Below are 12,103 nucleotides of genomic sequence, written 5' to 3' on the forward strand. Positions count from 1 at the left end.
AGCCCGCCCCATCGGGAATATCGCAAGGGGCTTGCGCCCACCTCATTTCCTTGTTAGTTTCTGGCGAAATGTTAACGATAACATTCGCTCTGAAAATAAAAACAAAACTGAGACTCACGCCATGAAAATGCTTCGCAAAACCCTGTGTTTGTTGGCTTTAAGCATCTCCACCGTCGCCCTGGCCGAGACCAAACCGGCCCCCATGCGCATCGGCGCGTCCTTCCAGGAAATCAACAACCCGTACTTCGTCACCATGAAAGACGCCCTGCAAGAAGCGGCGGCGACCATCGGTGCGCAATTGATCATCACCGATGCCCGCCACGACGTGTCCAAGCAGGTCAGTGACGTCGAAGACATGCTGCAAAAGGGCATCGACATCCTGCTGATCAACCCCACGGATTCGGTCGGCGTGCAGTCCGCCGTCAAATCGGCCCATGCTGCGGGTGTGGTGGTGGTTGCCGTGGATGCCCAGGCCGACGGGCCGCTGGATTCCTTCGTCGGTTCAAAAAACTTCGATGCCGGGTTCCAGGCCTGTGAATACCTGGCCAAGAGCATCGGTGACCAGGGCAATATCGCAATCCTCGACGGCATCGCCGTGGTGCCGATCCTGGAGCGTGTGCGCGGTTGCAAGGAGGCCGTGGCCAAGCACCCGCAGATCAAGATCGTCAGCATTCAGAACGGCAAGCAGGAACGTGACCAGGCCCTGAGCGTGACCGAAAACATGCTCCAGGCCCAACCCACCCTCAAGGGTATTTTCAGCGTCAATGACAATGGTTCCCTCGGCGCCCTGTCGGCCATCGAGGCCAGCGGCATGGATGTCAAGCTGGTCAGCGTCGACGGCGCGCCGGAAGCGATCAAGGCCATCCTCAAGCCGGGCAGCAAATTTATCGCCACCTCGGCCCAGTACCCTCGTGATCAGATCCGTCTGGCGCTGGGCATCGCCCTGGCAAAAAAATGGGGCTCCCATGTACCCGCCAGCATCCCCGTGGATATCGCCCTGATCGACCAGGCCAAGGCCAAGGATTTCAGCTGGTAAACCGCCTAGGCCCCACGTCACGCGTGGGGCCCGGGGCTCCCTTCTGAACGAGAGGTCGGCGGTATGAGCAGTCTGTTGCAACTGGAAAATATCTGTAAGCGCTACCCCGGGGTGCAAGCCCTCAAGTCCATCAACCTGCAAGTGGAGCGCGGCGAGATTCATGCCTTGCTCGGGGAAAATGGCGCGGGCAAATCGACCCTGATGAAAATCCTCGGCGGGGTTGAGCACCAGGATGAAGGGCGCATTCTGATCGATGGGCAGGCCCGGCACTTTGCGACGTATCGCGATGCGATTGCCGCCGGTATCGGCATTGTCTTCCAGGAGTTCAGCCTGATTCCCGACCTCACCGCCGTGGAGAATATCTTCCTCGGCCATGAGCTGAACAACCGCTTCGGCCTGCTGCGCAAGCGCGATATGCACGAGGCGTCCCAGGCCTTGTTCCAGCGTCTGGGGGTGAGCATCGACCTGCAATGCCCGGTGCGGCACCTGAGCGTGGCCGAGCAGCAGTTTGTCGAGATTGCCAAGGCCCTGGCCCTGGAGGCGCGCTTGTTGGTGCTCGACGAACCCACCGCCACCCTGACGCCGAGCGAGGCCGAGCTGCTGTTTGGGATCATGCGCGAACTCAAGCGCCAGGGCGTGGCGGTGATTTTTATCTCCCATCACCTGGAGGAGATTTTCCAGGTGTGTGACCGCATCAGCGTGTTGCGCGACGGCGGCAATGCCGGCGTCACCGACGTGGCCGACAGCGATATCGACCGTCTGGTGGAGATGATGGTGGGCCGCAAGCTGGAATGCAGTTTCCCGCCCAAACCCACCACCGCGCGCGGGCCGTTGCTGCTGGAGGTCAGGGATATCCAGCTGCAACGCAATGGTCCCCACAACCAGTTCCACCTGCACCAGGGCGAGATCCTCGGCTTTGCCGGGCTGGTGGGGTCGGGCCGCACCGAGCTGGCGCTGGGGATGATGGGCGCACTCGCGTCAGTGACCAAGGAGGTGTGGCTGCGCGGCGTCAAAATCAGCCTCGACGACCCGGCCCAGGCCCTGGCCCATGGCATCGGCCTGTTGCCGGAAAGCCGCAAGAGCGAAGGCCTGATCACCGATTTCAGCATTCGCGAAAACATCTCCCTCAACAACCTGCACAAATACCAGGGCGCCAGCGGCCTGATCGACAAAAACAAGGAATGCGCCAGCGTCGAAGCGTTGATGCAGCAACTGTCGATCAAGGCGCCGAGTGGCGAAAGCCGGGTGTTCAACCTCAGCGGCGGCAACCAGCAGAAAGTGGTGATTGCGCGCTGGATCAACCATCACTGCGATGTGCTGGTGTTCGATGAGCCGACCCGGGGCATCGATGTCGGCGCCAAGGCACAGATCTACGCGCTGATGCGCAAGCTCACCGAGCAAGGCTACGCAATCATCATGATTTCTTCCGAACTGCCGGAAATCATTGGCATGTGCGACCGCGTCGCCGTGTTCCACAAGGGCGCCATTGTCAAGGTACTGGAAGCGTCCGCCGTCAACCCACAAGAGGTCATGCGCCATGCCACAGGGGGCTCAAGTGAATACGTCCATTAACCGCGCAGGTACCCAGGGGCTACGGCCGAACCTGGCACGGCTGGTGCGTTCGCCGGCGTTCTATCCGTTTATCGGGCTGCTGGTGGTCACGGCGGTGATGATCGTGGCCAGCGATAACTTTCTCACCGCCAGCAACCTGTCCAACATTGGCCGCCAGGTGTCGATCAACGCGATCATCGCGGTGGGCATGACCTGCGTGATCCTCACCGGTGGTATCGACTTGTCGGTGGGGCCGGTGATGGCCTTGTCCGGCACCTTGACTGCGGGGCTGATGGTCGCAGGCCTGCCGCCGGGCCTGGCGATTGGCGCCGGGCTATTGATCGGTGTGGCCTTTGGCATCGGCAACGGGCTGTTCGTGGCGTACCTGCAGATGCCGCCGATCATTGTCACCCTGGCGACCATGGGCATCGCCCGGGGCTTTGGCCTGATGTACACCGATGGCTATCCCATTTCCGGGCTGCCGGAGTGGTTCGGCTTCTTTGGTCGCGCCAGCCTGCTGGGGATCCAGGTGCCGATCCTGATCATGCTGGTCACCTACCTGGTGGCCTATGTGCTGCTGCAACACACGCGCATTGGCCGCTACATCTACGCCATTGGCGGCAACGAAGAGGCGGTGCGTCTGTCCGGGGTGCGGGCGGCGCGCTTCAAGTTGCTGGTGTATGGCATCAGCGGCCTGACCGCAGCGATTGCCGGGCTGGTGCTGACCTCACGCCTGATGAGCGGCCAGCCCAACGCCGGCATCGGTTTTGAGCTGGATGCGATTGCCGCGGTGGTCCTGGGCGGTGCCTCGATTGCCGGTGGGCGCGGGGTGATTGTCGGCACCTTGCTTGGCGCCATGCTGCTGGGCGTGCTGAACAATGGCCTGAACATGCTCGGGGTTTCGCCCTATGTGCAGAGCGTGATCAAGGGCGCAATTATTTTGCTGGCGATCTTTATCAGCCGTCAGCGCCACAAGTAAAACAACCATCACCGCACCGCGGCCGCCGTGGCCGCGACGGGTTCTTTCAGCTTCAATAAAGGTCAGTACCTCATGGACAAGCACAGCCAAATGCAAGCCGTCGTCTGCCACGGCCCCAAAGACTACCGCCTGGAGCGCATCAGCAAACCCCAGGCGCGGCCCAATGAACTGGTGATCCGCATTGCCGCCTGCGGGATCTGCGCCAGTGACTGCAAATGCCACTCGGGCGCGGCGATGTTCTGGGGCGGCGATAACCCGTGGGTCAAGGCGCCGGTGGTGCCGGGGCATGAGTTTTTCGGCTATGTGGAGCAAGTGGGCGAGGGCGCCGAGGAGCACTTCGAGGTCCAGGTCGGCGACAAGGTGATCGCCGAGCAGATCGTGCCCTGCGGCAAGTGCCGCTTCTGCAAGTCCGGCAAGTACTGGATGTGCGAGGTGCACAATATCTTCGGCTTCCAGCGCGAAGTGGCCGAAGGCGGCATGGCCCAGTACATGCGCATCCCCAAGACCGCCATCGTGCACAAGATTCCCGAGGCGGTGTCCCTGGAGGATTCGGCGTTGATCGAGCCGATGGCCTGCGCGATCCATACGGTCAACCGTGGCGACCTGCAACTCGATGACGTGGTGGTGATTGCCGGCGCCGGCACCCTGGGCCTGTGCATGGTCCAGGTGGCCGCACTGAAAACCCCGAAAAAACTGGTGGTGATCGACATGGTCGACGAGCGCCTGGCGCTGGCGAAGCAATACGGCGCCGATGTGGTGATCAACCCCGCCCGCGACGACGCTCGCGCGATCATCAATGGCCTGACCGACCACTACGGCTGCGACGTGTATATCGAGACCACCGGCGTGCCGGCGGGCGTGACCCAGGGCCTGGAGCTGATCCGTAAATTGGGGCGGTTTGTCGAGTTCAGTGTGTTCGGCGCCGAGACCAGCGCCGACTGGTCGATCATCGGCGACCGCAAGGAGCTGGACGTCCGCGGCGCGCACCTGGGGCCGTATTGCTACCCGGTGGCCATCGACCTGTTCGAGCGCGGCCTGGTGACGTCCAAGGGCATCGTCACCCATGACTTCCCCCTGGATAACTGGGCCGAAGCGTTCGACCTGGCCAACTCGGTGAAGTCGATCAAGGTGCTGCTCAAGCCGGGGCAATAAGTATGAAATACGTGATTGGCGTGGACATTGGCACCCAGAGCACCAAGGCGCTGCTGGTGGATAGCGAGGGGCGGATCATCGCCCAGCACAGCCAGGGCTATCGCGTGGACACGCCAAAAGTGCGCTGGGCCGAGCAGTGGCCGCAGGTCTGGCTGGACGCGGTGCAGGCCTGCGTGGCCGGGTGCATGGGCCGCGCCGGGGTCTCCAAAGAGCAGGTCAAGGCGTTGTGCATCAGCAGCCTGTACGGCGGCTCGGGAATCGCGGTGGATGATGCGATGAAACCGCTGCATCCGTGCCTGATCTGGATGGACCGGCGCGCCGGCGAGCAGGTGGCCTGGGTGCGCGGGCAGATCGACCTGGAGCGCCTGTTCGCGATTACTGGCAACTCGGTGGACAGCTACTACGGCTTCACCAAGATGCTCTGGCTCAAGCAGCACCAGCCCGAGGTCTGGGCCAACACCCGCTACCTGCTGCCGCCCAACAGCTATATCAACTACTGCCTGACCGGTGAGGTGGCGGTGGATCACAGCAGCGCCGGCAATATCGGCGGGGTCTACGACGTGGCCGCGCGCGGCTGGTCGGCCGAGATGCTGGCGGCGCTGGATATCCCGTTGGCGATGATGCCCGAGCGCTTGTTGTATTCGGGCGAAGTGGTGGGCGGCCTGCTGCCGGAATGGGCGCAACGCCTGGGCCTGGCGGCGGGCATGCCGGTGCTGGCCGGTGGCGTCGATGCGGCCATGGCGACCCTGGCGGCCGGCGTCACCCGGCCGGGCAACCACGTGGCGATGATCGGCACCAGCATGTGCTGGGGCTACCTCAACCAACAGGTGGATGCGCGCCATGGCCTGGTCAGCATGCCCCATGTCTACAACGGCCAGCGGGACCTGTACATCTTTGGCGGCGCGATTACCGCCGGGGCCTCGGTCAGCTGGTTTCGCGAGCAGTTCTGCCAGGCCGAGGAGCAACAGGCCCAGGACACCGGCCAGGACAGCCTGTGGCTGCTGGAACAGAGCGCGCGCAAGATCCCGGCGGGCAGTGAAGGGCTGTTGTTTTTGCCGTACCTGATGGGTGAGCGCAGCCCGGTGTGGGATGACCAGGCCAGCGGCAGTTTTGTTGGCCTGAACCTGTATCACAGCCGCATCCACCTGTACCGCGCGGTGCTTGAAGGCGTGAGTTTTGCCCTGCGGCACAATATCGAGGCGGGCATGCGCGGCGCCCATTCCCTGGACCCACGGTTGATCGTGGTGGGCGGGGCGAGCCATTCGGATTTATGGATGCAGATCATCGCGGATGTCACCCGCTACCCGGTGTACACCATCGTCCAGGAAGTGGAGGCGGCATTGGGTGCGGCGTTGTTGGCGGCGCATACGGTGGGGTTGGTGGACGAGGGGCAGATGGCGCAGGGGTGGGTGCAGTTGGAGCTGCGGGCTGAGCCTGGGGCTGAGAATGTGCAGGCGTATGACCGGGCGTTTGCGGACTACCTGAAGCTGTATCCGGTACTCAAGCCGGTGATGCACAGCCTGCAAACGAGTTAAGTGAACACGGACCAAAATGTGGGAGCTGGCTTGCCTGCGATAGCGGTGTATCGGTCACCAATGTGTTGGCGCACACGCCGCCATCGCCGGCAAGCCAGCTCTCACATGGGCTCTCTATTGCTTTGGGATATTCATTGATGACCACCACCTTCGACTTCACCCACCAACGCATCCTCGTCACCGGCGCCACCAGCGGCATTGGCCGGGAAATCGCCCTGCAACTGCTCGCCAGCGGCGCCCAGGTCTTCGCCATCGGCCGTGACGCCAACGCACTCGCACAATTGGGCTGCGAAACCCTGTGCCTGGACATCGCCAACAGCCCCGCCCTGGACCTGGCCCTCAAGGACCTGCCGCCCATGCATGGCCTGGTCAATTGCGCCGGGATCTCGCGCCTGGAGCCGGCCGCGGCGATCAGTAGCGCCGCTTTCGACCAGGTGATGAACGTCAACGCCCGCGCCGCCGCGCAAGTCGCCAGCCGGGTGGCGGCGGCGATGATCGCGGCAGGCATCGCCGGCAGTATCGTCAATGTCTCCAGCCAGGCCTCGCTGGTGGCGCTGGACGATCACCTCGGCTATTGCGCGTCCAAGGCCGCGCTGGATGCGATCACCCGCGTGCAATGTGCCGAATGGGGGCGTTTCGGGATCCGGGTCAACAGCGTCAACCCCACCGTGACCCTCACGCCCATGGCGCAACAGGCCTGGGCCGACCCGGCCAAGCGCGACCCGGCGCTCGCGGCGATACCCTTGGGACGCTTCGCCCAGCCGCACGAAGTGGCATTGCCGGTGCTGTTCCTGTTGAGCGAGGCGGCGAGCATGATCAGCGGGGTCAGCCTGCCCATCGACGGCGGCTATACCAGCCGCTAGCCGTTCTCCAGTTTGCCGGCGATCACTACCTTGTCCCGGGGTTTGTGCGGGTCTTGCAGGCGGTCGAGCAACAGGCGCACCGCACTGCTGCCGGCCAGCGACGCATCGTGGGCCACGCAGGCAATCGGCACGCCGAAGATGTCGGCAAAGGGCAGGCGGTCGATGCCGCAGATGGTCAGGCTATCGTGGGGGATATTGTGCATGCGCAAGGCGCGCAGGGCGCCCAGGGTGATCAACTGGTTGAAGCCCATGATCGCATCCGGCGCGGCGTGGGCGGCCAGGTAGTCGAGGGTGTGCAGGTAGGAGGGCATTAAGGTGTAGTCGCCGGCGCGCACTTGGACCTGCACTTGGGGATGCTCGGCCAGTACTTCGCGCAGGCCCTTGAGGCGTTCCACGGTGATCCGCGAATGCTCAGGCCCGGTCAGCACCAGCAGGCGCTTGAGCGCCGGGTTGTGGCGCAACAGGTACTGCGCGGCCTCGATCCCGCTGTGGTAGTTGTCCAGCACCACGCGGCTGAACGGGCTGTCGTGGATCGTGCGGTCGAGCAGCACCACCGGGGTCTTGCCGTTGCCCAGGCGCTCCAGGTAATCGGGCTGGTAGTCGGGCTCGTCGGAGACCGGCGACAGGATGATCCCGGCCACGCGATAACCGAGCAGGGTGTCCACGGCCTTGCTTTCCAGTTCCTCCAGCTCGTCGGTGTCCACCAGCATGATGGTGTAGCCGTGCTTCTTCGCCTCGCGGGAAATCGCCTTGATCATTTCGCTGTAGAACGGGTTGTCCACCGATGCGGTGATCACCCCGATGATCAGGCTTTCACTGCGCTTGAGCCCGCGGGCAAAGGCGTTGGGCACGTAGTCCAGCTCACGCGCCACCTCAAGGATCCGCGCCAGGGTGGCGGGCTTGACCAGGTCGGGCTTGCTCAACGCCCGCGACACCGTGATGGTGGTCATATTGACCCGTTTGGCGATGTCGCTGATGGTGACGGATTTTTTCTTGTTCATTGGCAGGTGGGACCAGGAGAAAACATCAGGAGGCTAACATGGGCACTGGTTCAAAGCACCGGATCCCAGCGTTGCGACCAGTCGCTCTGGGCCTTGACCACCCCGCGCAGCAGCACCAGGGCCTGTTGCAGGATCGCCGAATCGCGCTCGCGCGAGTACACCAGGTAAGTCGGGAAACTGAACTCCGGGGCCTTGGGCACGCGCTCCATCACCCCGCTTTCGAGGTAACTCTGCACCACCCGTGTGCGGAAATAGCCGCTGCCACCGTTCTCCAGGATGTACTGCAAGGCCAGTGGCCCGAGGTTGAAACTCACGGCGGCGCGGGCCTTGTCCGGCAGGGCCGCGTCATGTTGCTGGCGAAAGCCCGGGCCCCAGTCGATATACACATAGGGATCGGGGTGGGCGGCCAGGCGCACCAGGATCAGTTTTTCTTCCAGTACCTGCTCCACCTGCAATCCCGGCCAGTACTGCGGCTGGAACACCAGCGCGGCGTCCAGCCCGCCCAGCTCCAACTGGCGCAACAGGTATTCGCCGTCACGCACTTCGGTGCGCAGCGCATGGCTGGGGATGTGTTCACGCAGGGCCTTGGCCCAGCCGAGCATCAGCGGGTTGCACAGGCTGACTTCGCCGCCGATATGCAACACATTGCGGTAGCCCTCGGGCAACGGCAGGTCGCGGCGCGCCGCTTCCCAGGTTTGCACCAGTTGATTGGCATACACCACAAACGCCTCGCCATCCGCCGTCAACCGCGCCCCGGCGCGGTTGCGCACAAACAGCGTGCTGTCGAGCTGGCTTTCGAGCTTTTGCACACGTGCGGTAATGGCGGTCTGGGTGACGTGCAGTTTCTCGGCGGCGGCGGCCAGGCTGCCGCAGCGGGTGATTTCCAGGAAAGTGCGTGCCAGTTCGATGTCCATGTCGGCTCCGAAAGGGGTGGAGGGACATTGTAGTGTGACAATCGCAGATCAGTCTGTGAAATGCGCTTCAATGTGGGAGCTGGCTTGCCTGCGATGGTGGCAGGTCAGCCAATAGATTTATCGACTGATACACCGTCATCGCAGGCAAGCCAGCTCCCACATTGGATTGGGTGTCAGCCCAAGTCTTTCGGCGCTTGCAGGTGCCGGGTCGGAAACGCCTGGGCATACGCCTGGCACACCCTTAACACCTGCAGCAAAGCCAGAGCGCGGAGCTGCATTCCCCTGTGGGAGCTGGCTTGCCTGCGATGGTGGCAGGTCAGCCAATAGATTTATCGACTGATACACCGCCATCGCAGGCAAGCCAGCTCCCACATTGGATTGGGTGTCAGCCCAGGTCTTTCGGTGCTTGCAGGTGCTGGGTCGGAAACGCCCGGGCATACGCCTGGCACACCCTTAACACCTGCTCATCGGCAAACCGCGCGCCCACCACATGCAAGCCCACCGGCAAGCCATTGGCTGCCAGCCCGCAGGGCACGGAGGCCGCCGGTTGTTGGGTGAGGTTGAACGGATAGCTGAACGGCGTCCACTCCATCCACTCGCCCAGTCCCGAGCCCGGTGGTACGTTGTGCCCCGCGTCAAAGGCGGTGATCGGCAGCATCGGCGAGACCAGGAGGTCGTAGTGCTCATGGAACGCCGCCATGCGCGCCACCAGTGCCGCCCGTGCTTCCAGGGCCGCGTTGAAGTCGTCCAGGCTGAGGCGTTCGCCCTGTTGCGCAATGCGCAGCAGGCCGGGGTCGAGCAGGTCGCACTGGGCGCCGGTCAGCTGCCCGGTCAGGCGCGCCGCGCCAGCACACCACAGGGTACTGAATATCTCCAGCGGGTCGCTGAAGCCCGGGTCGATCTGTTCCACCTGCGCCCCCAGTTGCACCAGGCCCGCGACTGCCTGTGCGACCACCTTGGCCACCTGCGGATCGACGTTCACGTAGCCAAAGTCCGGGCTGTAGGCGATGCGCAGGCCCTTCAGGTCGCTGCCCGGGGTGAGCCACGGCGTGTTGCGTGGCGCGCCGATCAGGCCGTCGCGGGCGTCCGGGTGGGCCACGGTTTGTAGCATCAGCACCGCATCTTCCACGGTGCGGGTCATCGGCCCCAGGTGCGAGAGGATGGTCATGGAGCTGGCCGGCCATTGCGGCACGTAGCCAAAGGTCGGCTTGATGCCGAAGGTGCCGGTAAAGGCGCAAGGAATGCGGATCGAGCCGCCAGCATCGCTGCCCTGGTGCAACACCCCGAGGTTCAGCGCCGCCGCCGCGCCCGCGCCGCCCGACGAGCCGCCCGCCGTGGTACGCGTGTCCCAGGGGTTGCGGGTGATGCCGTACAGCGGGTTGTCGGTCACGCCTTTCCAGCCGAATTCCGGGGTGGTGGTCTTGCCCAGCAACACCGCGCCGGCCTTACGCATAAACGCCGAAAACGGCGCATCGACGTCCCACGGCCCGGCGGCGGATGAGGTGCGTGAGCCCTTGCGCGTGGGCATGCCGGCCGTCAGGGTCAAATCCTTGATTGACGCCGGCACCCCGTCCAATGCGCCGCAAGGTTGGCCCTTGAACCAGCGTTGTTCCGAAGCCCGGGCGGCGTTCAAGGCGCCCTCGGGGTCGACATGGCAGTAGGCGTTGACCAGCGGGTTGTAGCGCTCGATGCGCAGCAGAGTGTCTTCGGTCACTTCCAGCGGCGACAGGCTTTTATCCCGGTAGCGCGCCAGCAGTTCCACGGCCGTCAGGTGGGCGATCTCCGTCATGCTGCTTCACCTCCCTGTTGCGCGGCATTGACCATGGCCCGCAGCAACACCGCGCAGCCGGCGGCCAGGTCATCCGGCGCGGCGTTTTCGATTTCGTTGTGGCTGATGCCGCCTTCGCACGGCACAAAAATCATCCCGGCCGGGCCCCGTTCGGCGACAAAAATCGCATCGTGCCCGGCGCCGCTGACGATATCCATATGGCTCAAGCCCAGCACACTGGCCGCATCGCGCACGGCGTTGACGCAAGAGGGATGAAAGTCCAGCGGCGGGAAGTCGGCGGTGGGCGTCAGTTCATAGCTCAGGCCATGTTGCTTGGCCGTGGCCTCGATCACCTCACGCACTTCATCGACCATCGCTTGCAGCTTGTCGGCATGCAGATGGCGCAGGTCGATGGTCATCTGTACTTGGCCGGGAATCACGTTGCGCGAGCCCGGGTGCAGGCTCAGGCAGCCCACGGTTCCGCAGGCATGGGGTTGTTGCTCATGGGCAATCCGGTTGACCGCGCTGACCACCTGCGCGGCGCCCACCAGGGCGTCCTTGCGCAGGCGCATGGGCGTGGGGCCGGCGTGGGCCTCGACGCCGGTGAAGGTCAGGTCGAACCACTTCTGGCCCAGGCAGCCCATGACCACGCCAAGGGTGATGGCCTGGTCTTCCAGCACCGGGCCCTGTTCGATATGCGCCTCGAAATAGGCCCCCACCGGGTGCCCAAGTACCGCGCGCGGGCCGGCGTAGCCAATGCGTTGCAACTCGGCGCCCACCGACAGGCCTTGCTCGTCCTGCTTGTCGAGGGTCTCCTGCAGGTCGAACTTACCGGCAAATACCCCGGAGCCCATCATGCACGGCGGGAAGCGCGAGCCTTCCTCGTTGGTCCACACCACCACTTCAATCGGCGCCTGGGTTTCCACCCCCAAGTCATTCAAGGTGCGGATCACTTCCAGGCCGGCCATCACCCCATAGCAGCCATCGAACTTGCCGCCGGTGGGCTGGGTGTCGATATGGCTGCCGGTCATCACCGGTGGCAGGTCCGGGTTAAGTCCGGCGCGGCGCGCGAAGATATTGCCGATGGCATCCACACTGACCCTGCACCCGGCCGCCGTGCACCACTGCACAAACAGGTCGCGGGCCTGGCGGTCGAGGTCGGTCAGGGCCAGACGGCACACGCCGCCCTTGGCTGTGGCGCCGAGCTGGGCCAGGTCCATCAAGGATTGCCACAGGCGGTCGCGGTTGACCAGCAGGGCGTTGCTCGGCAGCAGTTGCGCAAAACTATTCATCAGCAGTCTCCG

10 protein-coding genes are annotated in these 12,103 nt (G+C 64.0%); 6 read left to right on the plus strand and 4 right to left on the minus strand.

What is annotated here, in order from left to right; all coding sequences use genetic code 11:
* Nucleotides 1-121 precede the first annotated feature (121 nt).
* From BLL38_RS04295 to BLL38_RS04320, 6 genes are all read left to right on the plus strand, one after another.
* A complete protein-coding gene (locus tag BLL38_RS04295) occupies nt 122-1,036 on the plus strand; it encodes a substrate-binding domain-containing protein (RefSeq protein ID WP_076961417.1) in 915 nt (304 codons plus the stop codon).
* Between the two features lie 63 nt (nt 1,037-1,099).
* Nucleotides 1,100-2,608: a sugar ABC transporter ATP-binding protein gene (locus BLL38_RS04300; protein ID WP_076961418.1), complete on the plus strand. Its 1,509-nt coding sequence runs from the start codon at nt 1,100-1,102 to the stop codon at nt 2,606-2,608.
* A complete protein-coding gene (locus tag BLL38_RS04305) occupies nt 2,574-3,566 on the plus strand; it encodes an ABC transporter permease (protein WP_076961443.1) in 993 nt (330 codons plus the stop codon). The genes BLL38_RS04300 and BLL38_RS04305 overlap by 35 nt, the downstream gene beginning before the upstream one ends.
* A 72-nt stretch (nt 3,567-3,638) precedes the next feature.
* Complete coding sequence (locus tag BLL38_RS04310; RefSeq protein WP_076961419.1) at nt 3,639-4,718, plus strand: alcohol dehydrogenase catalytic domain-containing protein; 1,080 nt, start codon at nt 3,639-3,641, stop codon at nt 4,716-4,718.
* 2 nt (nt 4,719-4,720) lie between these two features.
* A complete protein-coding gene (locus tag BLL38_RS04315) occupies nt 4,721-6,253 on the plus strand; it encodes an FGGY-family carbohydrate kinase (protein WP_076961420.1) in 1,533 nt (510 codons plus the stop codon).
* A 137-nt stretch (nt 6,254-6,390) separates the two neighbouring features.
* Nucleotides 6,391-7,116 (plus strand): SDR family oxidoreductase, encoded by a 726-nt coding sequence (locus BLL38_RS04320; RefSeq protein WP_076961421.1) that lies wholly within the window; start codon nt 6,391-6,393, stop codon nt 7,114-7,116.
* Here the strand turns inward: BLL38_RS04320 and BLL38_RS04325 are convergent.
* The 4 genes from BLL38_RS04325 to BLL38_RS04340 all read right to left on the minus strand — a co-directional run bounded on the left by BLL38_RS04325 (nt 7,113) and on the right by BLL38_RS04340 (nt 12,091).
* Nucleotides 7,113-8,117 carry a LacI family DNA-binding transcriptional regulator gene (locus tag BLL38_RS04325; protein ID WP_076961422.1) on the minus strand — a complete coding sequence of 335 codons (1,005 nt, stop codon included), beginning with the start codon at nt 8,115-8,117 and terminating at the stop codon, nt 7,113-7,115. The two genes, BLL38_RS04320 and BLL38_RS04325, sit on opposite strands and share 4 nt — an antisense overlap.
* A 50-nt stretch (nt 8,118-8,167) precedes the next feature.
* Nucleotides 8,168-9,031 carry a LysR family transcriptional regulator gene (locus BLL38_RS04330; protein WP_076961423.1) on the minus strand — a complete coding sequence of 288 codons (864 nt, stop codon included), beginning with the start codon at nt 9,029-9,031 and terminating at the stop codon, nt 8,168-8,170.
* Nucleotides 9,032-9,416: 385 nt separating this feature from the next.
* Complete coding sequence (locus BLL38_RS04335) at nt 9,417-10,820, minus strand: amidase (RefSeq protein ID WP_076961424.1); 1,404 nt, start codon at nt 10,818-10,820, stop codon at nt 9,417-9,419.
* Nucleotides 10,817-12,091, minus strand: a complete 1,275-nt coding sequence (locus tag BLL38_RS04340) for a Zn-dependent hydrolase (RefSeq protein WP_076961425.1) — start codon at nt 12,089-12,091, stop codon at nt 10,817-10,819. The genes BLL38_RS04335 and BLL38_RS04340 overlap by 4 nt, the downstream gene beginning before the upstream one ends.
* Nucleotides 12,092-12,103: the final 12 nt, after the last annotated feature.

Source organism: Pseudomonas gessardii (assembly GCF_001983165.1).
Classification (GTDB): Bacteria; Pseudomonadota; Gammaproteobacteria; order Pseudomonadales; family Pseudomonadaceae; genus Aquipseudomonas; species Aquipseudomonas gessardii.

Coding starts and splice junctions, on each gene's coding strand:
- BLL38_RS04310 (WP_076961419.1), top strand. CDS start 3,639: ATGGACAAGCACAGCCAAATGCAAGCCGTCGTCTGCCACGGCCCCAAA.
- BLL38_RS04300 (WP_076961418.1), top strand. CDS start 1,100: ATGAGCAGTCTGTTGCAACTGGAAAATATCTGTAAGCGCTACCCCGGG.
- BLL38_RS04305 (WP_076961443.1), top strand. CDS start 2,574: ATGCCACAGGGGGCTCAAGTGAATACGTCCATTAACCGCGCAGGTACC.
- BLL38_RS04330 (WP_076961423.1), bottom strand. CDS start 9,031: ATGGACATCGAACTGGCACGCACTTTCCTGGAAATCACCCGCTGCGGC.
- BLL38_RS04325 (WP_076961422.1), bottom strand. CDS start 8,117: ATGAACAAGAAAAAATCCGTCACCATCAGCGACATCGCCAAACGGGTC.
- BLL38_RS04315 (WP_076961420.1), top strand. CDS start 4,721: ATGAAATACGTGATTGGCGTGGACATTGGCACCCAGAGCACCAAGGCG.
- BLL38_RS04335 (WP_076961424.1), bottom strand. CDS start 10,820: ATGACGGAGATCGCCCACCTGACGGCCGTGGAACTGCTGGCGCGCTAC.
- BLL38_RS04340 (WP_076961425.1), bottom strand. CDS start 12,091: ATGAATAGTTTTGCGCAACTGCTGCCGAGCAACGCCCTGCTGGTCAAC.
- BLL38_RS04320 (WP_076961421.1), top strand. CDS start 6,391: ATGACCACCACCTTCGACTTCACCCACCAACGCATCCTCGTCACCGGC.
- BLL38_RS04295 (WP_076961417.1), top strand. CDS start 122: ATGAAAATGCTTCGCAAAACCCTGTGTTTGTTGGCTTTAAGCATCTCC.